This window comes from Brevibacterium luteolum (assembly GCF_013004595.1).
Lineage (GTDB): Bacteria > Actinomycetota > Actinomycetes > Actinomycetales > Brevibacteriaceae > Brevibacterium > Brevibacterium luteolum.
Genome location: NZ_JABEMC010000003.1, coordinates 395,812 through 421,818, shown reverse-complemented (window position 1 = coordinate 421,818; position 26,007 = coordinate 395,812). Strand labels below are relative to the sequence as shown.

Annotated in this window: 16 protein-coding genes and 1 pseudogene; 14 read left to right on the top strand and 3 right to left on the bottom strand. The window is 66.2% G+C overall.

What is annotated here, in order from left to right; translation table 11 throughout:
- The first annotated feature begins 141 nt into the window (after window positions 1–141).
- Window positions 142–2,820: a DNA polymerase I gene (gene polA / locus HLA91_RS07425; protein ID WP_170274151.1), complete on the top strand. Its 2,679-nt coding sequence runs from the start codon at window positions 142–144 to the stop codon at window positions 2,818–2,820.
- A 36-nt stretch (window positions 2,821–2,856) separates the two neighbouring features.
- On the opposite strand, the gene HLA91_RS07420 is transcribed toward polA, so the two are convergent.
- The gene (locus tag HLA91_RS07420) at window positions 2,857–3,693 is read right to left on the bottom strand and encodes a class I SAM-dependent methyltransferase (RefSeq protein ID WP_170274150.1); all 837 of its coding nucleotides are present in this window, start codon (window positions 3,691–3,693) and stop codon (window positions 2,857–2,859) included.
- A gap of 268 nt (window positions 3,694–3,961) precedes the next feature.
- On the opposite strand from HLA91_RS07420, the gene rpsA reads away from it, so the two are divergent.
- The 3 genes from rpsA to coaE all read left to right on the top strand — a co-directional run bounded on the left by rpsA (window position 3,962) and on the right by coaE (window position 8,557).
- Window positions 3,962–5,434, top strand: a complete 1,473-nt coding sequence (rpsA, locus tag HLA91_RS07415) for a 30S ribosomal protein S1 (RefSeq protein WP_165882883.1) — start codon at window positions 3,962–3,964, stop codon at window positions 5,432–5,434.
- Between the two features lie 71 nt (window positions 5,435–5,505).
- Window positions 5,506–7,317: a hypothetical protein gene (locus HLA91_RS07410; protein WP_170274149.1), complete on the top strand. Its 1,812-nt coding sequence runs from the start codon at window positions 5,506–5,508 to the stop codon at window positions 7,315–7,317.
- 64 nt (window positions 7,318–7,381) lie between these two features.
- Window positions 7,382–8,557 carry a dephospho-CoA kinase gene (gene coaE / locus HLA91_RS07405; RefSeq protein WP_170274148.1) on the top strand — a complete coding sequence of 392 codons (1,176 nt, stop codon included), beginning with the start codon at window positions 7,382–7,384 and terminating at the stop codon, window positions 8,555–8,557.
- Between the two features lie 6 nt (window positions 8,558–8,563).
- Here the strand turns inward: coaE and HLA91_RS07400 are convergent, their stop codons facing one another.
- On the bottom strand, window positions 8,564–8,995 hold the full coding sequence (locus HLA91_RS07400; protein WP_102160240.1) for an OsmC family peroxiredoxin: 432 nt from the start codon (window positions 8,993–8,995) through the stop codon (window positions 8,564–8,566).
- A 138-nt stretch (window positions 8,996–9,133) separates the two neighbouring features.
- Here HLA91_RS07400 and uvrB point away from each other — a divergent pair, with 138 nt between their 5' ends.
- Window positions 9,134–11,332, top strand: coding sequence for an excinuclease ABC subunit UvrB (gene uvrB / locus HLA91_RS07395; protein WP_170274147.1), 2,199 nt, complete (start codon window positions 9,134–9,136; stop codon window positions 11,330–11,332).
- Between the two features lie 146 nt (window positions 11,333–11,478).
- Window positions 11,479–12,414, top strand: a pseudogene (locus HLA91_RS07390) (TerC family protein); the annotation flags it as partial.
- Between the two features lie 424 nt (window positions 12,415–12,838).
- Here HLA91_RS07390 and HLA91_RS07385 read toward each other — a convergent pair.
- Window positions 12,839–13,126, bottom strand: a complete 288-nt coding sequence (locus HLA91_RS07385) for a YciI family protein (protein WP_102160237.1) — start codon at window positions 13,124–13,126, stop codon at window positions 12,839–12,841.
- Window positions 13,127–13,230: 104 nt separating this feature from the next.
- On the opposite strand from HLA91_RS07385, the gene HLA91_RS07380 reads away from it, so the two are divergent.
- The 8 genes from HLA91_RS07380 (at window position 13,231) to HLA91_RS07345 (ending at window position 25,999) form a co-directional block, all read left to right on the top strand.
- Entirely contained in the window at window positions 13,231–15,759 is a 2,529-nt protein-coding gene (locus HLA91_RS07380) for a DEAD/DEAH box helicase (protein ID WP_170274146.1), read from the top strand.
- An 8-nt stretch (window positions 15,760–15,767) separates the two neighbouring features.
- Window positions 15,768–18,680, top strand: a complete 2,913-nt coding sequence (gene uvrA, locus HLA91_RS07375) for an excinuclease ABC subunit UvrA (RefSeq protein ID WP_170274145.1) — start codon at window positions 15,768–15,770, stop codon at window positions 18,678–18,680.
- A 2-nt stretch (window positions 18,681–18,682) separates the two neighbouring features.
- Complete coding sequence (uvrC, locus tag HLA91_RS07370; RefSeq protein ID WP_170274144.1) at window positions 18,683–20,599, top strand: excinuclease ABC subunit UvrC; 1,917 nt, start codon at window positions 18,683–18,685, stop codon at window positions 20,597–20,599.
- Window positions 20,592–21,497 (top strand): RNase adapter RapZ, encoded by a 906-nt coding sequence (gene rapZ / locus HLA91_RS07365; protein WP_102160229.1) that lies wholly within the window; start codon window positions 20,592–20,594, stop codon window positions 21,495–21,497. Before uvrC ends, rapZ begins: the two co-directional genes overlap by 8 nt.
- 90 nt (window positions 21,498–21,587) lie before the next feature.
- On the top strand, window positions 21,588–22,571 hold the full coding sequence (locus HLA91_RS07360; protein ID WP_170274178.1) for a gluconeogenesis factor YvcK family protein: 984 nt from the start codon (window positions 21,588–21,590) through the stop codon (window positions 22,569–22,571).
- Window positions 22,572–22,603: 32 nt separating this feature from the next.
- Window positions 22,604–23,587, top strand: coding sequence for a DNA-binding protein WhiA (gene whiA / locus HLA91_RS07355; RefSeq protein ID WP_170274143.1), 984 nt, complete (start codon window positions 22,604–22,606; stop codon window positions 23,585–23,587).
- Between the two features lie 108 nt (window positions 23,588–23,695).
- Entirely contained in the window at window positions 23,696–24,700 is a 1,005-nt protein-coding gene (gene gap, locus HLA91_RS07350) for a type I glyceraldehyde-3-phosphate dehydrogenase (RefSeq protein WP_170274142.1), read from the top strand.
- Between the two features lie 75 nt (window positions 24,701–24,775).
- Window positions 24,776–25,999 carry a phosphoglycerate kinase gene (locus HLA91_RS07345; protein WP_170274141.1) on the top strand — a complete coding sequence of 408 codons (1,224 nt, stop codon included), beginning with the start codon at window positions 24,776–24,778 and terminating at the stop codon, window positions 25,997–25,999.
- The last annotated feature ends 8 nt before the right edge of the window (window positions 26,000–26,007 follow it).

The following is a 26,007-nucleotide window of genomic DNA, read 5'->3' as shown; positions in this document are numbered from 1 at the left end:
CGACGGTCATCGGTGCATTACGGTGAGTCATGGAAGACCTCCGGTTCGAGTGAGTGTGGTTACCCACTTCGATATCGGAGGTCTTCTTTCACCTCAAATCCCGATCACAACCTCCCGAGGAAGTACAGCTAGGCTTGCAGGGTGAGCGAACAGAGCCAGAAACTCCTTCTCATCGACGGACACTCCCTTGCCTACCGCGCGTTCTACGCGCTGCCGGTGGAGAACTTCTCGACGACCACCGGGCAGTCGACGAACGCCGTGTTCGGCTTCGTGTCCATGCTGCTCAACGTCTGCCGCGAGGAGGCGCCGAGTCACATCGCGGTGGCCTTCGACCTCGGCCGCGAGACCTTCCGGCTCGCCGAGTACAGCGAGTACAAGGCCGGCCGTGCGAAGACCCCGGACGAGTTCCACGGCCAGGTCGAGATCATCAAGGACGTGCTGGCGGCGATGAACATCGCGGTCGTGACGAAGGAGAACTACGAAGCCGACGACGTGCTCGCCACGCTCGCCCAGCAGGGGGAGCATGCCGGCATCGACACGTACATCATCACCGGTGACAAGGACTCCTTCCAGCTCGCCCGCGACGGCGTCACGATCCTCTACCCCAAGCGCGGGGTCTCCGACCTCAGCCGCATGACTCCTGCCGCGATCGAGGAAAAGTACGGCGTCACACCCGCCAACTACCGCGGGCTGGCCGCTCTCGTCGGAGAGAAGGCCGACAACCTGCCCGGCGTGCCCGGCGTCGGTGATAAGACCGCAGCGAAATGGCTGGTCAAGTACGGCGACCTGCCTGCCGTCATCGACAACGCCGAGGACATCGGCGGCAAGGTCGGCGGCAACCTGCGCGAGCACCTCGACGACGTCGAACGCAACTACCGGCTGAATAAGCTCATCGACGACCTCGAGCTGCCCGTCGCCATCGACGACGTCACCTGGACCGGCGTCGACCGTCCGGCCGTGAGCGAACTGTTCGACCAGCTGGAGTTCCGGCAGCTCGGCGCCCGCCTCGACGCCCTCGTCGGCCAGGATGAGACCCCCGCCGAGGCGCCGGCGAGCTCCCTGCCCGAGGCAGCGGTCGCCGACAGTGACGCTCTCGTGGAATGGCTGCAGGGCACCGACGCCGAGGCGCTCGTCGCCGTAGCGACGAACGGCACCTATGAGCTCGGCTCCGGCAGCGTCGACGTCATCGGCTTGGCCACCGAGGACAGTGCCATCGCGTTCGACCTCACGACCCTCGACCCGGGTGCCGTCGAAGCGCTCTCAGAGTTTCTGACCTCGCACCTGAGCCTGGCCTTCCACGGCGCGAAGACCCAGCTCAAAGCACTGGCCGATGCCGGCTACCACGATGTGCGCCTGGCCATCGACACCGAGATCGCCGGCTACCTCCTCGAACCCGGTGCCCGCTCCTACGACCTCGCCGACCTTGCCGGCACGCACTGCGGGATCTCCCTGGCCGAACCCTCCGATGAGGGGCAGCTCGCCCTCGACCTCGACGACGGCAATGAACGGCTCACCGCCTTCGGACAGGCCGCTGCCGCGATCGCCTGGCTCGCACCGGTGCTCACCGCAGAGATTGACTCTGCCGGCATGGCAGGGGTGCTGCGTGAGATCGAGGTGCCGCTCGTGCAGGTGCTTGCCGATATGGAGCACACCGGCATCGCCATCGACCGCAGCGAGCTCTCCGACCTCATCGACGAATTCACCCGGCAGGCCGAGACCTGCGCGCAGCAGGCGTACGAGGCGATCGGCCACGAGGTCAACCTCAACTCGCCCAAGCAGCTGCAGGTGGTGCTGTTCGAAGAGCTCGACCTGCCCAAGACCCGCAAGACCCGCACCGGCTACACAACGAACGCCGAGGCACTGGCCGACCTCTACATCAAGAGCGAGCACCCGTTCCTCGAACACCTGCTCGCCCACCGCGACGTCATCAAGCTCAAGCAGACCGTCGCCGGGCTCGAGCGGATGGTCGCCGACGACGGCCGGATCCACACCGTCTACCAGCAGACGATCGCCGCCACCGGCCGGCTGTCCTCGACGGATCCGAACCTGCAGAACATCCCGGTGCGCACCGAGGCCGGCCGGCGGATCCGGCATGTCTTCGTCTCCGAAGCCGATGCCGGCTACACAGACCTCATCTCCGCGGACTACTCGCAGATCGAGATGCGGATCATGGCCCACCTGTCCGGTGATGAGAGCCTCATCGCTGCGTTCAACGCCGGTGAGGACCTGCACTCCTACGTCGGTTCGAAGGTCTTCAACGTCGGCGTCGACGAGGTCAGCGCGGAGATGCGCGCGAAGGTCAAGGCGATGTCCTACGGACTCGTCTACGGACTGTCGGCCTTCGGGCTCTCACGCCAGCTGCGGATCTCCGTCGAAGAGGCCCGCGGGCTCATGGAGGGCTACTTCGAGCGCTTCGGCGCGGTCAAGGACTACCTCGATGAGATCGTCGCCGAGGCCCGCGGCCGCGGCTACACCGAGACGATGTACGGCCGGCGCCGCTACCTGCCAGAACTCGGCAGCTCGAACCGGCAGATTCGCGAGATGGCCGAGCGCGCCGCCCTCAACGCCCCGATCCAGGGCTCGGCTGCCGACATCATGAAGATCGCAATGCTCAACCTGCGCGATGCCTTCGCCGCCTCCGACCTCAAGAGCCGGATGCTGCTGCAGGTCCACGATGAGATCATCGTCGAACTTGCCGGCGGAGAGCGCGAGGCCGTCAGCGAGGTGCTGCGCACGACGATGGGACAGGCCGCTGAGCTCTCAGTCCCACTCGACGTCAACATCGGCGTCGGCCGGTCCTGGCAGGACGCCGCCCACTGAGCCACCGCCTCGGCGACGGGACAGCAGCCGGCGCGATCAGCCGCCCAGGCGGGTCGAGAAGATCGCAGTGCCGGGCATGAGCGCCCCGCGCAGCGGCGACCAGCCGCCCCAGGCGGTCTCATTGCGCTCCGGCCACTCGGGTTCGGTCACGCCGGTGAGCTGGAAGCCGGCGTCGACGAGCAGAGAGATCCAGTCGCCGAAGGTGCGGTGGTGCTCGGCGTAGACCGGCTCGCCGTTCGCATCGACCTCGACATAGGGGGTGCGGTCGAAGTACGAGTACTCGACCGTCAGCCCGGCCTCACCGGGCACATCCGGGAACATCCAGCGCACCGGATGGGTGACGGAGAAGACCCAGCGGCCGCCGGAACGCAGCACGCGGGCGACCTCGGCGAGGACCACCTCGGCGTCCTTGACGAAGGGGAGTGCGCCATAGGAGGAGAAGGCGATGTCGAAGCTGCTGGAGGCGAACGGCAGTTGCCGGGCATCAGCCTGCAGGAACGTCGGCGGCACGGCGGTCTCTGAGAGCGGATGCTCCTTCTGCAGCCGGGAGGCCTGCTCGAGCATGCCCGAGGACAGATCGACGCCGGTCGTGATGGCGCCCTGCTCGGCCAGCCAGCGGGAGCACTGGCCAGCACCGCAGCCGACCTCGAGCACCTGCTGACGGTCGACATCGCCGAGCAGCTGGATGTCGGATTCGTGAATTCCCTCCGGACACCAGACGAACTCAGCAGCGCCGAGGAAGCTGCCGTGCTCGGCGAGGTACTCCTCAGCCGAATGGTCCCAATAGCTGCGATTGGCTCGCACTGACGCCTCTTCGTCGATGGCGAGATAGCCGCCGCTGATGATCTCCGGAGAGTACTCGCTGTCCGTCATGGGAAGGCTCCAGTGCTGTGGGAGGTTAAAATCTGCTCGCGCGTGTGCGTCATCCGCATTGATGATGCTAACATTGGCTATCGTATGCGCTGCGCGCGTGTGGGCGCGGTTCTCGTGGCGAGAACAGCCGCTGTCGGAAATCTTCCGTATTCCCGATCTCACTCATCGTGACACATTCACCGCAGCCGTGCATTCCACAAAGTCCATCAGTCCATCTAGACACTGGCGTCCGCGCCGGTGAAAAGTCCATTACGGAGTCTCAACCTTTATGACCACCACCACGCCGGGAACGGCGACCAACGAGCAGATCGCCGTCAACGACATCGGATCTGCAGACGATTTCCTCGCGGCAGTCGACGAGACCATCAAGTACTTCAACGACGGAGACATCGTTGAAGGCACCGTCGTCAAGGTCGACCGCGACGAAGTTCTGGTCGACATCGGATACAAGACGGAAGGTGTCATCCTTTCGCGCGAACTGTCGATCAAGCACGATGTCGACCCTGCTGAGGTCGTCGAGGTCGGAGACGAGATCGAAGCCCTGGTCCTCACCAAGGAGGACAAGGACGGACGCCTGATGCTGTCGAAGAAGCGCGCGCAGTACGAGCGCGCGTGGGGCGACATCGAGAAGATCAAGGAAGACGAAGGCGTCGTCACCGGCACCGTCATCGAGGTTGTCAAGGGCGGCCTCATCGTCGACATCGGACTGCGCGGCTTCCTGCCGGCTTCGCTTGTCGAGATGCGTCGCGTCCGCGACCTGTCGCCGTACATCGGTCAGCAGGTCGAGGCCAAGATCATCGAACTGGACAAGAACCGCAACAACGTCGTGCTCTCGCGCCGCGCCTGGCTCGAAGAGACCCAGTCGGCTGTCCGCCACGACTTCCTGCAGACCCTGCAGAAGGGCCAGGTCCGTCCGGGCGTCGTGTCCTCGATCGTCAACTTCGGCGCCTTCGTCGATCTCGGCGGTGTCGACGGACTCGTCCACGTCTCCGAACTGTCCTGGAAGCACATCGACCACCCGAGCGAGGTCGTCGCTGTCGGTGACGAGGTCACCGTCGAGGTGCTCGACGTCGACATGGACCGCGAGCGCGTGTCCCTGTCGCTCAAGGCCACCCAGGAAGATCCGTGGCAGCACTTCGCCCGCACCCACGTCATCGGACAGATCGTGCCGGGCAAGGTCACCAAGCTCGTTCCGTTCGGTGCATTCGTGCGTGTCGAAGACGGCATCGAGGGACTCGTCCACATCTCCGAGCTCGCCGTGCGCCACATCGACCTGCCCGAGCAGGTCGTCTCGGTCGACGAGACCATCTACGTCAAGGTCATCGACATCGACCTGGAGCGCCGCCGCATCTCGCTGTCGCTCAAGCAGGCCAACGAGGGCGTCGACCCGGATGCCACCGAGTTCCACGACCCGGCTCTGTACGGCATGCTCCAGGAGTACGACGAGGACGGCAACTACAAGTACCCCGAGGGCTTCGATCCCGAGACCCAGGAATGGCTCGAGGGCTACGAGGCTCAGCGCGAAGAGTGGGAGCAGCAGTACGCCGCTGCCCAGGCTCGCTGGGAAGAGCACAAGAAGCAGGTCGCCAAGGCGATCGCTGCCGACGCCGAGGCCGGTGGCTCCGAAGCCGCCGACGTCCCGTCGCAGGCTTCCTACAGCTCCGACGAGCCGGCCGACGCCGGTACGCTTGCCAGCGATGAGGCTCTCGCCGCACTGCGCGAGAAGCTTGCAGGCAACTGACCGGCACACAGCCTGACACGAGGGCGTCCGAACCACGGTTCGGACGCCCTCGTTGGCGTTGGCAGCGCATCATGAGATCCCAGCAGCGCACACGGTTCACGCGCCCGGTCAGGGACTGGGGGCTCTACGCACTGTTCCTGCTCGCCTGGTCCTGCGTCATCTACTGGCAGCTGCTCACCGACCTCAGCGGGTCAGTCTTCGCGCACAACGACGACCCCTCGCTGTTCATCTGGTGGTTCGCCCATGCCGCCGATGTCGTCGCGAGCTGGTTCGGGCAGGGGTCAGGGGAGACGAACCTGCTGTTCACGCAGCTGATGAACTACCCCACTGGCGTCAACGGCGCGTGGAACACCTCAGTCATCGGCATCGCCGTGCCGATGGTGCCGATCACGTGGCTGTTCGGCCCGATCGTTGCCTACAACATCGCCATCATGCTCGCCGCACCTGCCTCGGCGCTGGCGGCTGCTCTGCTCATCCGCCAGTTCACCACCCGCGGTCCTGCGTTCCTCGGCGGTTTCTCCTACGGCTTCTCCACCTACGTCGTGGCCCAATCCGCCGGCCACCTCAACCTCGCCGTCGCGCTCACCCCACCGCTGGTGGCCTACGGCCTCATCCGGCTGGCCCGCTGCCACAGCCTGCGCCGGGCCTTTGTCATCGGCCTTTGCCTCGGGGTTCTGCTCGGCTGGCAGCTCTACGTCAGCTCCGAACTGGCCGCCGGCCTCTCGATCGCCGGCATCGTCTTCTGTCTCATCGCCGCCATCGTGCTCGCCCGGCGCTATGATGCCGCGCAGCGGCGGGCAGGTCTCACACGCCTTCTCACCGGGGGAGCGGCCGCTGCAGTGACAGCGCTGCTCATCGGGCTGCCGCTCATCCTTACGATGCTCACCTCTCCTGGTGCCCCGCAGCAGACGATCCGCCCGCAAGGCGTGTGGAACAACGACCTGCTCGAAGTCGTCTTCCCCAGCCAGTTCACGCTGCTCGGCGGTCCTGATGCCGACCCGCTGCCGCGCGTCCAGGCGATCGACCCAGCAGAGATCGGGGCCTACCTCGGCTTCTTCTGGCTGGCTTTCGCCATCCTGACGACTGTGCTCCTCTGGAACCACCGACGCCTCGGCCCGCTCGTGCGAATCACCGCGCTCACCGCGCTTGTCATGTGGATGCTCTCCCTCGGCTCACCGTGGTTCTTCGCCGGCCGTGAGGTTCTGGCCGTCGGTCCCTACCACCTCATCGAAGCGCTGCCGGTGCTCGGCAATGTGCTGCCGATGCGCCTGGCGATCTATCCAACCCTGGCGGCCGCGGTGCTGCTGGCCGTCGGAATGCACCAGGTGCTGCGCACGCGGGAGAAGCAGAGCCGTCTGCTCGCCCTCACCCAGGTGACAGCAGCGGTCATCGTCATCGCCGTCAGCACCGGCCCGGTGTCGGCGCGCCAAGTGCCGATCCCAGAGTTCTACGCCTCCGCATATGCCGAGCACCTGCCGGCGGGCAGCGTCGTCAAGACGATGCCTCGCCCCATCGCCCTGGCCGCGCCCGACGCCGACGTCGCGCTTGTCTGGCAGGCCCTGACCGGAATGCATTACCGGGAGACCGGCGGCTACTTCATCGGCTCGACCGACACCAGCCCGATCGTCTTCGGCGCCCAGCGCGACGCGCTCGACGAGCGGCTGCGCCAGCCGATCCCAGGCGACCCCGAGGTGCGGGCACGGGCCGCCTCGGACACCGTGACCGCGCTGCGTGAGGAGGGCATCGACTTCATCGTCATCGGACAGGACGTTGCCTACCTGCCGGCTGCTGCTGACCTGATCGCGGCTTTCGTCGCCGAAGGGGCCGGCAGCCCAGTGCAGAACATCGACGGCGTGTTCCTCATCGACGTGCGCAGCCGCTGACCCCTGCCAGCACTACGACCGGACGATCCTGCCGTGGACGAGCGCGCACAGTAGAGTGGAGAGCATGCTGAGAATCGGACTCACAGGCGGCATCGGCGCCGGCAAGTCGACCATCGCCGAGCAGTTCCGCGAGCGGGGAATCCCGGTCATCGACGCTGATGAGATCGCCCGCGAGATCGTCGAGCCCGGTGAACCGGCCCTGAAGTCACTCGTGTCGGAGTTCGGCGAGCAGGTCCTCCATCCCGACGGCACTCTCAATCGCGGTGGGCTGGCCGTCGTCGCCTTCTCCGATCCGCAGTCGACAGCCAAGCTCAACTCGATCATGCACCCGGCGATCGCCGAACGCACCCGGGAACACTACGAGCGCCACGCTGACGCCCCCATCGTCGTCCACGACGTGCCGCTGCTCGTCGAGAACAGCATGACCCGGCTCTATCATCTCGCGGTCCTCGTCGAAACGCCCGCCGACATCCGGCTCAAACGGCTGGTCGACTCCCGCGGAATGGATCCAGTCGATGCGCAGAAGCGCATCAGCGCCCAAGCCAGCGATGCCGAGCGACTGGCCGCCTGCGATGTCGTCATCGACAACTCAGGCACACCGGAATCGGCCCAGGCGGCATTCGCCAAGGTGTTCGCGAAGCGAATCCAGCCCTTTGCCGACAACCTCGCCGCCGGCCGGACAGCCGAGCGCTCCGGCGTTCAGCTCGTCCCAGCAGGGGAGCAGCACGTACAGACGGCGCAGCGGCTGAGCAGCCGCATCTCCTACGCACTGACAGAAGCGGGCCTGTCTGATGCTGAGGTCGAGCACATCGGCTCGACGAGCGTGCCGGGTCTGCTGGCCAAGGACATCATCGACCTGCAGGTTCTCACGACCACCGAGGCAGAGTGGGATGCTGCAGCTGAGGCATTGACGGCAGCCGGGTACCCGCAGCACTACGTCGACGCTTTCGATGACTGGGACGACGCCGGCCACGTCGCGAAGCGCTTCCATCGCAACGCCGATCCCGGCCAGCCGGTCAACGTGCACGTGCGCACCCGCGGCAGCCTGTCAGCACGGTTCGCTGCGCATTTCGCCGAACGGCTGCGCACCGATGCCGCCGTGCGCGCTGACTATGAGGGCACCAAGAAGCGGCTGGCCGAACAGCACATCGATGACCGTTCGACCAGCCGCTATGCCGAGGCGAAGGAACCGTTCTTCACGCCGCTGCGTGATGAGTTCCGCCGCTCAGAATCGAGCTGAACGGGCTCAGCCGAGTGAGGCGTCGAGGTGGATGTCGACGCCCTTGAGCGCCTTCGACACCGGGCAGTCCTTCTTCGCCTTCTGTGCGATGCGCTCGAAATCCGAGTGCGACAGGCCGGGGATCCGGCCGACGACCACGAGGTGGATGTCGGTGATGCCCTTCTCAGGGGAGAAGGTGACATCGGCGCCGGTGTTGAGCTCCTCGGGCGGCGTGCCGTTGTCCGTCAGCGCATTGGCCAGTGCCATGGAGAAGCAGGCCGAGTGGGCGGCGCCGATGAGCTCTTCAGGATTGGTCACGCCGTTGGTGTGCTGTTCTGCGCGGGATGCCCAGCGCATGTCCAGAGTGGCAGCCTGGGAGGAGTCGAGGCTGACGGTGCCGGTGCCGCCGGCGAGGTCTCCGCGCCAGGTGGTGTGTGCTTTCGAAACGATCTCGGCCATGGAAAGGTCCTTTCAGTTCGCGCTGATCCGTCGCAACTGCCAGCGGTGCTGATCCACCGGTGCCGGGGCTCATCTGCGCTGACGTGTTCCAGCCTACAGTCTGTTGGCCGCGTCAGTGCCCCGGCGTACAGTGGTTGCATGGCATCGAGTGAGGTCCTCAACCCGGCAGACACCACACCCCAGGAGGCTCCGCAGCGGCCCGTGCCCAAGATCGGACACCGGCCCGAGGTGGTCCGTTCCGTGGCACCGTTCGAGGTCGTGAGCGAATACTCGCCCTCGGGTGACCAGCCGACGGCGATCCGGGAGATCTCCGAGCGCCTCGCTGACGGCGAACGCGATGTCGTCCTGCTCGGCGCCACCGGCACCGGCAAGTCGGCGACGACCGCCTGGCTCATCGAGAAGGTGCAGCGGCCCACCCTCGTGATGGCGCCGAACAAGACGCTGGCCGCTCAGCTGGCCAATGAGTTCCGCCAGCTGCTGCCGCACAACGCAGTCGAGTACTTCGTCTCCTACTACGACTACTACCAGCCCGAAGCCTACGTCCCGCAGACGGACACCTTCATCGAGAAGGACTCCTCGATCAACGATGAGGTCGAACGGCTGCGGCACTCGGCGACGAACGCGCTGCTGACCCGCCGCGACGTCGTCGTGGTCTCCACGGTGTCCTGCATTTACGGCCTCGGCACGCCCGAGGAGTACGTCGAGGGCATGGTGTCGGTCGCCGTCGGCGAGGAATACGACCGCGATGCGCTGCTCAAGCGGTTCGTCGAGATGCAGTACACCCGCAACGACCTCGCCTTCACCCGCGGCACCTTCCGGGTGCGCGGCGACACCGTGGAGATCATCCCGCAGTACGAAGAGCTCGCGCTGCGCATCGAATTCTTCGGCGACGAGATCGAGTCGCTCTACACCCTCCACCCGCTCACCGGTGAGATCGTGCGCGAAGAGGAAGTCCTCCACATCTTCCCCGCCAGCCACTACGTCGCCGGTGAGGACCGGATGGGCCGCGCGATCGCCGACATCGAAGAGGAGCTGGCGAACCGCCTGCAGGAGCTGGAGAGCCAGAACAAGCTGCTCGAAGCCCAGCGGCTGAAGATGCGCACCACCTACGACCTCGAGATGATGCAGTCGATGGGCTTCACCTCCGGCATCGAGAACTACTCCCGGCATATCGATGGGCGCGCCCCCGGTTCGGCACCGAACTGCCTGCTTGACTACTTCCCCGAGGACTACCTCCTCGTCATCGACGAAAGCCACGTCACCGTCCCGCAGATCGGCGGCATGTACGAAGGCGATATGTCGCGCAAGCGCACTCTCGTCGAGCACGGATTCCGGCTGCCGAGCGCCCTGGACAACCGGCCGCTGAAGTTCGATGAGTTCCTCGACCGGATCGGCCAGACCGTCTACCTTTCCGCAACCCCCGGACCCTTCGAGCTGGAGCGCGCCAACGGGGTCGTCGAGCAGATCATCCGCCCGACCGGACTCGTCGATCCGAAGGTCGAGGTCAAGCCGACGAAGGGCCAGATCGACGACCTCCTCGGTGAGATCCGCGACCGCGTCGACCGCAACGAGCGCACTCTCGTGACTACGCTGACGAAGAAGATGGCCGAGGACCTCACTGATTACCTCCTCGAGCACGAGGTGCGCGTGCAGTACCTGCACTCCGACGTCGACACCCTGCGCCGCGTCGAGCTGCTGAGCGAGCTGCGCAGCGGTGAGTTCGATGTGCTCGTCGGCATCAACCTGCTGCGCGAGGGACTCGACCTCCCTGAGGTGTCGCTGGTGGCGATCCTCGATGCCGACAAGGAGGGCTTCCTGCGCTCGGGCACCTCCCTCATCCAGACGATCGGCCGTGCCGCCCGCAACGTCAACGGCGAGGTGCACATGTACGCCGACACGATCACTCCGTCGATGCGGTACGCGATCGACGAGACGAACCGCCGCCGCGACATCCAGATCGCCTACAACGAGGAGCACGGCATCGACCCGACTCCGCTGGTCAAGAAGATCGCCGACATCACCGAGCGGCTGCAGCGCGAGGACGAGGACACCCGTGAGCTGCTCACCCAGTTCGACTACGGCAAGGGCCGGCGCGGTTACAACGCCACTCTGACCGACGATCAGCGCGCGGGCGCCGTCAGCAGCGGTGACGCAGCTTCCGGCGGAGGCAGCCTGCGCCCGCCGGCAGCCGATCTCACTGAGCTCATCGCCACCATGACCGAGCAGATGCACACCGCAGCAGCCGAGCTGCAGTTCGAGCTCGCCGCCCGTCTGCGTGACGAACTCGGCGACCTTAAACAGGAGCTGCGCACGATGCAGAAGGAAGGTCACGCGTAAAGGGATGTACACTTGAGTGCTTGGAAGGGGAGTATCCCAGTCATCTCGTGTTCGTCATCACGTTCGCCCATGCGATCCGGGCACGAGAGCAGGTACACGCACGCAGCCTGCGGGAGAGACTTTCGACACTCTGAAGAAAGGCTGCTATGAACTCTGCGTTGCCCTTGTGGTTTGAGATCACATCTCTGTCAGTGCTCTGCCTCATCCTGCTGGTGGATCTCCTCCTCGTCGTCAAACGCCCCCACGTGCCCTCCATGAAGGAGGCCAGCCTGTGGGTCGGCTTCTACGTCACCTTGGCTCTCATCTTCGCCGGCCTCATGTTCCTCATGGGCGACTCAGAACACGGCGCCCAGTTCCTCGCTGGCTGGCTGACCGAGTACAGCCTCAGCATCGACAATCTGTTCGTCTTCGTCATCATCATGACCCGGTTCAAGGTGCCGGCGAAGTACCAGCAGGAAGTCCTGATGGTCGGCATCATCCTCGCGCTGATCTTCCGCGGCGCCTTCATCCTCGCCGGCGCGATCATCATCGAGATGTTCATCGGCGTGTTCTTCATCTTCGGCGCCTTCCTTCTGTGGACCGCATGGAACCAGGCCTTCGGCGGCGACGACGAGGACAACGAGGACAACAAGTTCATCAAGATGCTGCGCAAGCGCATCAACATCACCGACGATTACAACGGCAACAAGCTGACGACCCGCATCGATGGGAAGAAGTTCTACACCCCGATGCTGCTCGTGTTCCTCGCCATCGGCACCACTGACGTGATGTTCGCCCTCGACTCGATTCCGGCGATCTTCGGCATCACCCGCAGCCCCTTTATCGTCTTCACCGCGAACCTCTTCGCGCTCATGGGTCTGCGCCAGCTGTACTTCCTGCTCGGTGGTCTCATGGACCGGCTCATCTACCTCAAGTACGGCATCGCCGCGATCCTCGCGTTCATCGGCGTCAAGCTCATCATGCACGCCGCACACGAGACGTTCCTGCCGATGGTCCCGGACGTCAACACCTGGGTGTCGCTCGGCGTCATCTGTGCCGCGATGCTGACGGCGACCATCGCCTCGCTCATCCACATGCGCCGCTACCCGTCGCGCATCCCGCTCGGCCCGGTCGAGCACACCGTGCGCCACAAGGACGGCACCATCGAGCACGTCGATGCCGCCCGCGTCTACGAGGAGGTCCGTTCGGCCCGCGAGGACAACGGCACCTCCGGCGAGTCCGTGCTGCCCGAAGCAGTCTCCGCCGACCCGACGATGCCGCACACCCCGGCCACGACCGAGGCGGGCATCGGCGAGAGCCTCACCGGCAACGGCGAACCGATCTCGCTCTCACCGGCCTCCGACGGTGAGCAGACCACCGCCTCGGGCGGATCGCACGCCGCAGGCACCGAGGCGACAGGCGAGGACACCGGAACACAAAGGTGACACCGTTCTGACCGCAGACGAAAAGCCGCAGGGCCAGCCGGATCAACCGGCTGGCCCTGCGGCATTCAGGTGTCGGGACGGATCAGTCCTGCACCCACGGTCCGAAGACCGGTGTCCACTGGCGGATCTCCACACCCTCGATGACGCCCGCCTCGGCGTAGGGATCCTGGGTGAGGACGTCCTCGACGGCCGCCTGCGACTCGGCATGCACGAGAAGCAGGGCACCGGGACGCTCCTCGTCGAATGGGCCGGCAGCCAGGATCACCTTCTCGTCGAACAGGCGGGAGAGCCACGTCCGGTGCTGCGGGCGGGTCTGCATCCGGGTTTCGGTATCAGAGCTGTAGGTGTACTGGACTGCGAAGACGGCCATCAGGTCTCCTTGCTCGACGGGCCCGCTGTGCGGGAATAAGGCGGCGGTGGTCTCTGGTTAGAGTGTACGGTAGACCGTTCCCCACACTCCCAGAGGAGACATGCGTGCCGACGCTGCCTGAGATACCGAGTGACCACGCCGACCCGGACACTCTGTTCTCAGCCTTCTCCGATTACGCCGCTGAGCAGGGAATCGAACTTTACGAGGTACAGGAAGAGGCCATCCTCTCCGTCCTCACCGGCGACCACACGATCGTCGCGACACCGACCGGCTCCGGCAAGTCGATGGTCGCCCTCGCTTCGCTCTTCGCCGCCCTCAACACCGGCCGCCGCGCCTACTACACCGCCCCGATCAAGGCACTGGTGAGTGAGAAGTTCTTCGACCTCACCGCCGCACTGGGAGCCGAGAACGTCGGCATGATCACCGGTGACTCCTCGGTCAACTCCGATGCCCCGATTATCTGCGCGACCGCTGAGATCCTGGCCAACCAGGCGCTGCGCGAAGGCGCCGAACTCGACGTCGAACTCGTCGTCATGGACGAGTTCCATTACTTCGGCGACCCGCAGCGCGGCTGGGCCTGGCAGGTGCCGCTGCTGGAGATGCCGCAGACCCAGTTCGTGTTCATGTCCGCCACGCTCGGCGACATGTCCCACATCAGCGCAGACCTCAGCGAACTCACCGGCCGCGACGTCACCCTCGTGACATCGGCGACCCGTCCGGTGCCGCTGGAGTACAGGTACTCGGAGGAGCCGCTGCATGAAACGCTGCGCCAGCTCATCTCCAAGGACCGTGCACCGGTCTACATCGTCTCCTTCGCCCAGGCCCAGGCCGTGACCCTGGCCGGCAACATCGTCAGCGCCAACCTGTGCTCACGTGAGGAGCGGGAGGCGATCGCCGCAGAGATCAAAGGCTTCCGCTTCTCCAAAGGGTTCGGGCAGATCCTCAAGCGCCTGCTCAGCCACGGCATCGGCGTTCACCACGCCGGCATGCTGCCCCGCTACCGCCGGCTCGTCGAACAGCTCGCCGGCGCCGGGCTGCTGCGCATCATCTCCGGCACCGACACCCTCGGCGTCGGCATCAACGTGCCCATCCGCACTGTGCTGCTGACCGGGCTGGCGAAATTCGACGGCCGGCGCATGCGCCGGCTGACGGTGCGCGAGTTCCAGCAGATCGCCGGGCGTGCCGGGCGGGCCGGCTACGACTCCGTCGGCTACGTCGTCGCGCAGGCCCCCGAACACGTCATCGAGAACCAGAAGGCCCTCGCCAAAGCCGGCGACGATTCGAAGAAGCGGCGCAAGGTCCGCAAGCAGCAGCCGCCGACCGGTTTCGTCGGCTGGTCCAAAGAGACCTTCGACCAGCTCACGACCGGCCAGCCCGAAGAGCTGCGCTCCCACATGCAGCTCAACCATGCCACGATCCTCAACCTGCTCTCCAGGCCCGGCAGCGGCGTGCACACGATCCGCCGGTTCATCGACGCCACCCACGAGACAGCCGCGGCGAAGATCGACCTGTACCTCAAAGCGCTCAAGATCGGGCGCGCGCTGCTGCGCTCGGACGTCATCCGCCGGGAGGTCACCGACGCCTCGGGACCGGACGGCGAACCGGAGGTGCGCTACGTCCTGCAGCGCGACCTCGGCCCCCACTTCGCACTCAACCAGCCGCTCTCGCCGTTCGCGCTGGCCGCCCTCGACCTGTTCGACCGCGACGGCGACGGCTGGGCGCTCAACGTGCTCTCGATCATCGAGGCGACCACCCCGGTGCACTTCACGATCCTCAAGGGCCAGCTCGACCGGATCAAACAGGAGGAGCTCGCTGCGCTCAAGGCCGACGGCGTCGACTACACCGAGCGGATGGCGATCCTCGACGAGCTGACCTACCCGCAGCCCAACGCCGAGATCCTCGAAACCGCCTTCGACGCCTATGCCGAGACCTCGCCCTGGGTGCGCGAGGTCGGGCTCGAACCCAAGGCGGTCGTCGCCGACATGATCGAGCAGTCGATGAACTTCTCGCAGTTCGTCGCCTACTACCGGCTCGCCCGGGTCGAAGGCGGACTGCTGCGCTACCTCATGGACGTCTACCGGGCACTCGTGCAGAACGTGCCCGCCGACGCCGTCGACGAGCGCCTGCAGGAGATCATCGACTGGCTCGGCGAGCTCATCGCCCGCGTCGACTCCAGCCTCGTCGAGGAATGGGAAGCCCTGCGCACCGCGGGCGGGGGAGACGAGGACGAACCGGCGCTGCTGCCGGCCGCCGCACAGACGCTCAGCTCCGACCGCAGACGGTTCACCTCGCTGATCCGCAATACGATGTTCCACCGGGTGCTGCTGGCCGAACGCGCCGCCTACGACCACCTCGGCGAACTCGACGCTGACTCCGGCTGGGATGCCAAGGCGTGGGAGAACGCGATCGAGGACTTCTACGAGGAGTACGGCGATCTGCGCATCGATGGCGACGCCCGGAGTTCTGCCTATGTGCAGATCACCGAAGGCGAGGAGGAGTGGAGAGTCCGGCAGATCCTCGCCGACCCCGACGGCGACCGCGACTGGGCGATCACCGCCCGCGTCGACGTGGCCGCCAGCGACAGCGCCGGCGAAGTCGTCGTCGAGATCCTCGACGTCGGCCCGATGCGCTGAAATCACCGATGTCAGTGAAGGGAACTAAAGTACACACTGTGACTACTCAGACCGCGAATGCAGAGGCCGACCGCGGCGTATCGCACCTCGACACGCTGTGGGTCAAAGGGGCCCGGGCACACAACCTGAAGAACGTCGAGATCGCCATCCCGCGCGACTCGATGGTCGTCTTCACCGGGCTGTCCGGCTCCGGAAAATCCTCCCTCGCCTTCGACACGATCTTCGCCGAGGGCCAGCGCCGCTACGTCGAATCGCTGTCGTCGTACGCGCGGATGTTCCTCGGGCAGATGGACAAGCCCGACGTCGACTTCATCGAAGGCCTCTCACCGGCGGTGTCGATCGACCAGAAGTCGACCTCGAAGAACCCGCGCTCGACCGTCGGCACCATCACCGAGGTGTATGACTTCCTGCGCCTGCTGTGGGCGCGCATCGGCACCCCGTACTGCCCGGAATGCGGTGAGCCGATCACCCGGCAGACACCGCAGAACATCGTCGATCAGCTGCTGACCCTGCCGGAGCGCACGAAGTTCATCGTGCTCGCCCCGCTTGTGCGCGGGCGCAAGGGCGAGTTCGCCGACCTGTTCGCCGACCTGCAGACCAAGGGCTTCTCCCGCGCCGTCGTCGACGGCGAGCAGGTGCAGCTGACCGATCCGCCGAAGCTGGAGAAGCAGTACAAGCACGATATCTCCGTCGTCGTCGACCGGCTCGTCGCCAAGGACGGCATCCGCCAGCGCGTCACCGACTCCGTCGAGACCGCGCTGGCAACCGCCGGCGGGCGCCTCGATGTCGAGCTCGTCGACGAGGGCACCACCCGGACGTTCTCGGAGAACATGTCGTGCCCGAACGACCATCCGCTCACCGTCGATGAGATCGAACCGCGCACCTTCTCCTTCAACTCACCGTTCGGCGCCTGCCCCGTCTGCGACGGCATCGGCACGAAGCTGCAGGTCGATGAGACGCTCGTCGTGCCCGATGAGGACCTCACCCTGGGTGAAGGTGCGATCGCGCCGTGGTCGAAGGGCAAGACGACAGCGAAGTACTTCAACCGGCTGCTCAAGGGCCTCGGCGATGAACTCGGCTTCGACCTGTTCACCTCGTGGAAGGACCTGAAGAAGTCCCACCGCAAGGCGATCCTCGAAGGCAAGGACTACCAGGTCCACGTCCGCTACAAGAACCGGTTCGGCCGCGAACGGACCTATTCGACCGGTTTCGAAGGTGTCTTCCAGTACATCCTGCGCAAGCACGGTGAGACCGAATCCGACCACGCCCGGGAACGCTACGAGTCCTACATGCGCCAGGTGCCGTGTGCCGCCTGTGGCGGAACCCGCCTCAAGCCCGAGGCGCTGCACGTCAAGATCGCAGGCAAGTCGATCGCCGACGTCTCCACCATGGCCCTCGACCAGGCCGCCGAATTCCTCACCGGTCTCGAGCTCAGCGGCCGTGACGCGGCGATCGCGGCACAGGTGATGAAGGAGATCCGGGCCCGGCTCGGGTTCCTCCTCGACGTCGGACTCGAATACCTCAGCCTCGACCGCACCGCCGGCACACTCTCCGGCGGGGAAGCGCAGCGCATTCGCCTGGCCACCCAGATCGGCTCCGGACTCGTCGGCGTGCTCTACGTCCTCGACGAACCGTCCATCGGATTGCATCAGCGCGACAACCGGCGGCTGATCGAAACGCTGCTCAAACTGCGCGACCTCGGCAACACCCTCATCGTCGTCGAACACGACGAGGAGACGATCGAGGCCGCCAACTGGATCGTCGACATCGGACCCGGCGCCGGCGAACACGGGGGAGAGGTCGTCTACTCCGGACCCGTCGCCGACCTCACGAAGGCCGAGCGCTCCATCACCGGTGCCTATCTCAGCGGCCAGCGCCAGATCGAGATCCCGACCCAGCGCCGCTCGGTCGACCGCAAGAAGATGGTGACCGTCCACCACGCCCGTGAGAACAACCTCAAGGACGTTACCGTCTCACTGCCGCTCGGCGTCTTCACCGCCGTGACCGGAGTGTCCGGTTCAGGCAAGTCGACGCTCGTCAACGACATCTTCTACACGCAGCTGGCCAACGACCTCAACGGCGCCAACCGCGTACCCGGCCGCCACAAGCGGATCACCGGTCACGAAGACCTCGACAAGATCATCCACGTAGACCAGTCGCCCATCGGCCGCACGCCGCGGTCGAACCCCGCCACCTACACCGGCGTGTTCGACCACGTGCGCAAGCTCTTCGCCGAAACCGAAGTCGCCCGCATCCGTGGCTACCAGCCCGGCCGGTTCTCCTTCAACGTCAAGGGCGGACGCTGCGAGAACTGCCACGGCGACGGCACCATCAAGATCGAGATGAACTTCCTGCCCGATGTCTACGTCCCCTGCGAGGTCTGCCACGGTGCCCGCTACAACCGGGAGACCCTCGAAGCGAAGTTCAAGGGCAAGACGATCGCCGATGTGCTCGACATGCCCATCGAGGAGGCCGCCGACTTCTTCTCGGCGGTCCCTGCCATCGCCCGGCACCTGCACACCCTGGTTGAAGTCGGCCTGGGCTACGTGCGCCTCGGCCAGCCTGCCACCACGCTGTCCGGCGGTGAGGCCCAGCGCGTCAAACTCGCAGCCGAACTGCAGAAACGCTCGCGCGGCCGCACCGTCTACGTGCTCGACGAACCGACCACAGGCCTGCACTTCGAGGACATCCGCAAGCTTCTGGGTGTGCTGCAGGGTCTCGTCGACAAGGGCAACACCGTCATCGTCATCGAGCACAACCTCGACGTCATCGCCTCAGCCGACCACATCGTCGACATGGGGCCCGAAGGCGGACGCGGCGGCGGCACTGTCATCGCCGAGGGAACACCGGAAGAGGTCGCGGCCATCGAGTCCTCCTACACCGGGCAGTTCCTGGCCGAGATGCTCGCTAACCGGACATAACCGTGGATCCGAGCAAGTACCGCCCGGCGACAGGTGAGATCCCCACCCAGCCCGGCGTCTACCGCTTCCGCGACGCCGACCGGCGGGTCATCTACGTCGGCAAGGCGAAGAACCTACGCGCCAGGCTCAACTCGTACTTCAGCAACCCAGCCGCGCTTATGCAGCGGACCTTCACGATGGTCCACACCGCAGCCTCGGTCGACTGGACCGTCGTCAACAACGAAGTCGAGGCGTTGCAGCTGGAATGGACGTGGATCCGGGAGTTCCGCCCGCGATTCAACGTCATGTTCCGCGACGACAAGTCGTATCCGTACCTGGCGATCACGATGCAGGACGAATACCCGCGCGCCTTCGTCACCCGCGGCAGCCGCAAGAAGGGCGTCACCTACTTCGGTCCCTTCACCCAGGTGTGGGCGATCAAGGAGACCCTCGACCTGCTGCTCAAAGCCTGGCCGGTGCGCACCTGCACCGCCGGAGTGTTCCGCCGTGCCCGGCAGACCGACCGACCCTGCCTGCTCGGCTACATCGACAAATGCGCCGCCCCCTGCGTCGGCCGGGTGACACCGGAGGAGCACAGGCAGCTGGCCCGCAACATCGCCGACTTCATGCGGGGCAACACCGGTCAGTTCATCTCCAGCCGACAGCGCGAGATGGCCGACGCCGCACAGAACCTCGACTACGAGCGCGCTGCCGAGCTGCGTGACGAGATCCAGGCGCTTGAGAAGGTCCTCGACAAGAGCGCCGTGGTGCTGTCGCAGAATGTCGACGTCGACGTCTTCTCCATGGTCGTCGAGGAGCTGGAGGCCTCGGTGCAGGTGTTCCATGTGCGCGGCGGCCGCATCCGCGGCCAGCGCGGCTGGATCATCGAACGCCTCCAGGACCTCACGCCTGCGGAGCTGACACTCGACTACCTGCGACAGGCTTACAGCGGCATGGATGCCGACGCGATCCCCAAGGAGATCCTGCTCGACACCCTGCCCAGCGACGTCGAGCTCGCCACGACCTGGCTGAGCGAGCAGCGCGGAACGAAAGTCGAACTGCGGGTCCCGCAGCGCGGGGAGAAGAAAGCTGTGCTCGACACCGTGCACAAGAACGCCGAGCAGGCGCTCATGCGGCACAAGATGCAGCGTGCCTCCGACCTCACCACCCGCAGCGAAGCGCTGAGCGAGATCCAGCAGGCGCTGAACCTGCCGGAGCCGCCGCTGCGCATCGAATGCATCGACAACTCCCACATGTCGGGTCAGAACGTCGTCGGCTCGCTCGTCGTATTCGAAGACGGCCTGGCCAAGAAACGCGACTACCGGCGGTTCTCCATCAGCGGTGATGCCGCGCGGGACGACACCTCGGCGATGTACGACGTCGTCTCCCGGCGCTTCTCCCGCTACCTCGAGAGCCTCGTCGAGGACGAACCCGACGAGCGATTCGGCTACCGGCCCAGCCTGCTCGTCGTCGACGGTGCGCTGCCGCAGGTCAACGCCGCCGTGCAGGCGCTGAATGATCTCGGCATCACCGACATCTCCGTCGTCGGCCTGGCGAAGCGACTCGAAGAGGTGTGGGTGCCCGGTGATGAGTTCCCGGTCATCCTCCCGCGTGGCTCGGAGGGCCTCTTCATGCTCCAGCGCATCCGCGACGAGGCCCACCGCTTCGCCATCCGCTACCACCAGCAGAAGCGCACCCGAGCCCAGCGCTCATCGGCCCTCGACGGCATCCCCGGGCTCGGGGCGGCCAAGCAGAAGGCGCTGCTTAAGCACTTCGGCTCCGTTAAGCGGATCCGGGCCGCCGCGGTCGACGATCTCACCGCTGCCCCAGGCATCGGTCCTGCCCTGGCGGAGAAGATCCACCGGACACTGAGCCCGGAAGTAGAATCCGATACTGTTGAGGCAGATGAGACCACTGCAGAAGGGACTGCCGATGACTGACGCCTCATCACCGGTTGCCATCGAGGGCACCGGCGACGACGTCGAGGTGCTGCTGCTGACCGGAATGTCCGGAGCCGGCCGTTCGACGGCGGCCAACGCCCTTGAGGACATGGACTGGTATGTCGTCGACAACCTGCCGCTGCAGATGATCCCGCCGCTGGTCGAACTCGTCGCCCGCGCCGACGGATCGCTGCCGAAGGTCGCCGTCGTCACCAATGTGCGCACCCGCCAGATGTTCTCCGAGCTCAACCAGACGCTCAGCGCCTACCGCTCGCAGGGCCTCAACATCAAGGTGCTGTTCCTCGACGCCAACGACGACGCCCTCGTGCGCCGCTTCGAATCCGTCCGCCGCCCCCACCCGCTGCAGGGCGAGGGCACCCTCATCGACGGCATCACCGAAGAGCGCAAGGCCCTCGCCCCGCTGCGCGACCAGTCAGACATCCTCATCGACACCAGCGACCTCAACGTCCACCAGCTGCGTGCCAACGTCCACTCCCTGCTCAGCGGCAGCGACAGCAACCAGCTGCGGATCACCGTGCAGAGCTTCGGATTCAAATACGGCGTGCCCGTCGACGCCGATTTCATGGCCGACGTTCGCTTCCTGCCCAACCCCTACTGGATTCCGCAGCTGCGCGGCCAGAACGGCACCGACGCACCTGTGCGCGACTACGTGCTCTCGCAGAACGGCGCCCTCGCCTTCGTCGACCGCTACCTCGGCGCGCTCGACGTCGTCATCGAAGGCTATGAACACGAGAATCGATCGCATATGACGATCGCCCTCGGCTGCACCGGCGGCAAGCACCGCTCCGTGGCCATGAGCGAGGAACTCGGCCGCCGGCTGGCCGAGCGCACGACCGCATCGGTGACCGTGCGCCACCGCGACCTGGGACGCGAGTAGATGAGTCAGCACATAGGATTCTCACGTCCCGACCCGAGCAGCTACAGCCCCAGCGCCCACCGCCTCCACACCGAAGAGCTGCCGTTCGTCATGGCCGCGCGCCAGCGGCGCAGCACCGGCGGCCCACAGGTCGTCTCCTTCGGCGGCGGCCACGGGCTCTACGCTGCGCTGCGCGCTTTCCGGCTGCTGACGGAGAACCTCACCGCCGTCGTCACCGTGGCCGACGACGGCGGTTCGTCCGGTCGCCTGCGCCAAGAGCTCGGCGGCCTGCCGCCCGGTGACCTGCGCATGGCACTGGCCGCGCTGTGCGACGACGGCGAATGGGGCCGGGTGTGGCGCGATGTCATCCAGAGCCGGTTCTCCTCCGACGGCCCGCTGCACGACCACTCGGTCGGCAACCTCCTCATCTCCGCTCTCTGGCAGCTCCTCGGAGACCACGTCGAAGGCCTCGACTGGATGGCGCGCCTGCTGCGCGCCCACGGCCGCGTGCTGCCGATGTCGTCGCTGCCGCTGCGTATCGAAGGCGACGTCCAGTTCGCCCCCGATGCCGCGCCCGAGGTGGTGCAGGGTCAGTCGGCCCTGGCGGCAACGGACGGGCACCTGCGCGAAGTGCGGCTCGTGCCGCACAACCCGCCCGCCCGCGCAGAGACGATCGACGCCGTGCGGGCAGCCGAGATCCTCAACCTCGGTCCCGGCTCCTGGTACACCTCCGTCATGCCCCACCTGCTCGTCCCGGATCTCGCTGAGGCGATCTTCGCCTCAGATGCACTGCGCACCCTGACCCTCAACCTGCCCGGTGCGAAGGCCGAGACCCGCGATCTGAGCCTGTGCGATCACCTCGAATCACTGCACTCGCACGCCCCGCGGCTGCGCTTCGACTATGTTCTCGTCGACGAGGACGCCGCCCGGGCCGAACCGGAACTCGAAGCCAAAGCACAGCGCCTCTTCGCGGCGCGGCTGTGGGCCCGGTCGCTGCGCGGACGCAAGCAGAGCCAGCACGACAGCCTCAAGCTCGCCGCCTGCTATCGCGACGTGCTGCTTGACGCTGGCATCACCGTCGACGAACAGTGGTGAGCAGCGGTGGACAATCGAAAGGACTCGACGCAATGGCACTGACAGCACAGGTCAAGGATGAGCTCGCGCGGGTGGCCATCACCCGCATCTCGGCCCGCAAGGCCGAGGTGTCGGCGATCCTGCGCTTCACCAACGCCCTACACCTCGTCGCCGGCTCCATCGTCATCGAAGCTGAGGTCGACACCAACATCGTCGCCCGCCGTCTGCGCGCAGAGATCAAGTCGCTCTTCGGCCACACCGCCGACGTCGTCGTCATCGGCGCCTCCGGCATCCGGCGCGGCAGCCGCTACCTCGTCCGCGTCGCCAACGACGGAGCCGCCCTGGCCCGCCAGACCGGGCTCATCGACGGGCGCCTGCGCCCGGTGCGCGGACTGCCCTCGGCGATCGTCAACGGCTCGCTGGCCGATGCGCAGGCCGCCTGGCGCGGCGCGTTCCTCGCCCACGGATCCCTGACCGAACCAGGACGTTCGGCAGCTCTGGAAATCACCTGCCCCGGACCCGAGGCGGCACTCGCGCTCGTCGGTTCGGCCCGCCGCCTCGGCATCTCCGCCAAGGCCCGCGAGGTGCGCGGGGTCGACCGGGTCGTCATCCGCGATGGCGAGGCGGTCGGCGACCTGCTGACGAACATGGGTGCCGAGGCCACCCGCCTGGTGTGGGAGGAGCGGCGGATGCGCCGGGAAGTGCGCGCCACCGCCAACCGGCTGGCGAACTTCGACGACGCCAACCTGCGCCGGTCGGCCCGAGCGGCGGTCGCCTCGGGCGCACGCGTCGAACGTGCCTTCCAGATCCTCGGCGACGAGATTCCCGAGCACCTCAAGTACGCCGGCGAGCTGCGGCTCAAGCACAAGCAGGCGTCGCTGGAGGAGCTCGGCCAGCAGGCCGACCCGCCGATGACCAAGGACGCGATCGCCGGGCGGATCCGCCGACTGCTCGCCACCGCCGATAAGAAGGCTGATGAGCTCGGCGTGCCCAACACCGAATCGAGCCTGACGCCGGACATGCTTGAGGATGCCTGACACAGTTCATGTGAACTTCACATCCACGCCCCGCTGAGCCTGCAGAGGCGCATGAAGCGTGACTAGGATGAATACCGGAACACTCGCCGAACCCCAGGAGGAATCGGAATGTCCATTCGTGTAGGCATCAACGGCTTCGGCCGAATCGGCCGCTCGTTCCTGCGCCAAGCATACGAAGTCGACACCGATGTCGAGATCGTTGCCATCAACGATCTGACCGACAACAAGCACCTCGCCCACATGCTGCGCTACGACTCCGTGTGGCGGAAGTTCCCCGGCACCGTCGAATACGACGACGAATCGCTCACCGTCGACGGAGACCGCATCCACGCCTCGGCGGAGAAGGACCCGCACGACATCAACTGGGGAGACCTCGGAGTCGATGTCGTCGTCGAGGCCACCGGCAAGTTCCGCACCCGCGAAGCCGCCGCAGCCCACCTCGAATCCGGTGCCGAGAAGGTCATCCTCTCGGCACCCGGCAAGGGCATTGACGGCTCGTTCGTCATGGGCGTCAACGACAGCACCTACGACCCGCAGAACCAGCACATCATCTCCAACGCCTCGTGCACGACGAACTGCCTGGCACCGCTGGCGATGGTCCTCGACGACGCCTTCGGCATCGAGGCCGGCCTCATGACGACGGTGCACGCCTACACCGGTGACCAGAACCTCGTCGACGCCAACCACAAGGACCTGCGCCGGGCGCGTGCGGCCGCGATCAACATCGTGCCGACGACCACCGGCGCCGCCAAGGCCGTCGCCGAGGTGCTGCCGCAGCTCAAGGGCCGCCTCGACGGATTCGCCGTGCGCGTGCCGGTGCCCACCGGTTCGCTCGTCGACCTGACCTTCAACCCGAAGAAGCAGGTGACCGCGGAAGAGGTCAACGCCGCGGTCAAGAAGGCCTCCGAAGGCGACCTCAAGGGCATCCTCGGCTACACCGAAGACCCGATCGTGTCCTCGGACATCGTCATGAGCGAGTACTCCTCGATCTTCGACGCCGAGCTCACCCGCGTTGTTGGCAACCAGGTCAAGGTCGTGTCCTGGTACGACAACGAGTGGGGCTACTCCCAGCGTCTGTTCGAGATGGTCGAGTTCGTCGGCAAGACCCTCTGAACCACACCAGCATCGCGCCTCGCCCGGCGGCTCAGCGACCGCCGGGCGGGGCACAGTCATAGGAAAGGTACGACAGTGAAGAAACTGGAGCAGCCGGCCGAGCTGGCCGGCAAGCGGGTGCTCGTCCGCAGCGACCTCAACGTCCCGATGGACGGCACGACGATCACCGACACCGGCCGCATCGTCGCCTCAGCACCGACGCTGCGCAGCCTCGCCGAAGCCGGCGCCAAGGTCATCGTCATGGCCCACCTCGGCCGCCCGAAGGGCACCCCTGAGGAGAAGTACTCGCTCAAGCCTGTCGTCGCCGCCCTGTCCGAAGCCGTCGGCCGCGAGGTGCAGTTCGCCTCCGACACCGTCGGTGAGGACGCCAAGACCAAGGCTGCCGCACTGGAAGACGGCCAGATCCTGCTGCTGGAGAACCTCCGATTCAACGCCGGCGAGACCTCCAAGGACGATGCCGAGCGTGGCGCATTCGCCGATGAGCTCGCAGCTCTCGCCGACGTCTATGTCTCCGACGGCTTCGGTGTCGTGCACCGCAAGCAGGCCAGCGTCTACGACATCGCCCAGCGTCTGCCGCACATGGCCGGTGGTCTCGTCGCCGCCGAAGTCGAGGTGTGCGACCGGCTCCTGCACGATCCGGCCCGCCCCTACGTCGTCGTGCTCGGCGGATCGAAGGTCTCCGACAAGCTCGGCGTCATCGCCAGCCTGCTCGAGCGCGCCGACACCCTCATCATCGGCGGCGGAATGCTCTTCACCTTCCTCAAGGCCCAGGGACACGCCATCGGCTCCAGCCTGCTTGAGGAAGACCAGCTCGACACTGTCAAGGGCTACCTCGCCGCTGCCGAGGAGCGCGGCGTCGAGATCCTGCTGCCCACCGACATCGTCATGGCCTCCTCCTTCGCCGCCGATGCCGAGCACTGGACCGTCAGCAGCGATGCCCTCGAATCCACCCCGGCCGGAGCCGACGGCATCGGCCTCGACATCGGACCGGAGACCGCACGGACCTACGCTGAGCGGATCGCGGCAGCCAAGACCGTGTTCTGGAACGGCCCGATGGGCGTCTTCGAGTTCCCTGCCTTCGCAGCCGGCACCCGGGCAGTCGCCGAAGCCCTGACCGACCAGCACGGCGGACAGGCTGAGGGCCGGCTCACCGTCGTCGGCGGTGGCGACTCCGCAGCCGCAGTGCGCAGCCTCGGATTCGCCGACGACCAGTTCGGCCACATCTCCACCGGCGGCGGCGCCAGCCTCGAATACCTCGAAGGCAAGACGCTGCCCGGCCTTGACGTACTCGCCGATTGAATAGAGGA

Bases quoted from the DNA above. Each gene is read 5' to 3' on its own strand.
- HLA91_RS07360 (WP_170274178.1), top strand. From the start codon at position 21,588: ATGGCCGCGCGCCAGCGGCGCAGCACCGGCGGCCCACAGGTCGTCTCC.
- HLA91_RS07385 (WP_102160237.1), bottom strand. From the start codon at position 13,126: ATGGCCGTCTTCGCAGTCCAGTACACCTACAGCTCTGATACCGAAACC.
- HLA91_RS07400 (WP_102160240.1), bottom strand. From the start codon at position 8,995: ATGGCCGAGATCGTTTCGAAAGCACACACCACCTGGCGCGGAGACCTC.
- rpsA (WP_165882883.1), top strand. From the start codon at position 3,962: ATGACCACCACCACGCCGGGAACGGCGACCAACGAGCAGATCGCCGTC.
- coaE (WP_170274148.1), top strand. From the start codon at position 7,382: ATGCTGAGAATCGGACTCACAGGCGGCATCGGCGCCGGCAAGTCGACC.
- rapZ (WP_102160229.1), top strand. From the start codon at position 20,592: ATGACTGACGCCTCATCACCGGTTGCCATCGAGGGCACCGGCGACGAC.
- whiA (WP_170274143.1), top strand. From the start codon at position 22,604: ATGGCACTGACAGCACAGGTCAAGGATGAGCTCGCGCGGGTGGCCATC.
- HLA91_RS07420 (WP_170274150.1), bottom strand. From the start codon at position 3,693: ATGACGGACAGCGAGTACTCTCCGGAGATCATCAGCGGCGGCTATCTC.
- uvrB (WP_170274147.1), top strand. From the start codon at position 9,134: ATGGCATCGAGTGAGGTCCTCAACCCGGCAGACACCACACCCCAGGAG.
- uvrA (WP_170274145.1), top strand. From the start codon at position 15,768: ATGTCAGTGAAGGGAACTAAAGTACACACTGTGACTACTCAGACCGCG.
- gap (WP_170274142.1), top strand. From the start codon at position 23,696: ATGTCCATTCGTGTAGGCATCAACGGCTTCGGCCGAATCGGCCGCTCG.
- HLA91_RS07410 (WP_170274149.1), top strand. From the start codon at position 5,506: ATGAGATCCCAGCAGCGCACACGGTTCACGCGCCCGGTCAGGGACTGG.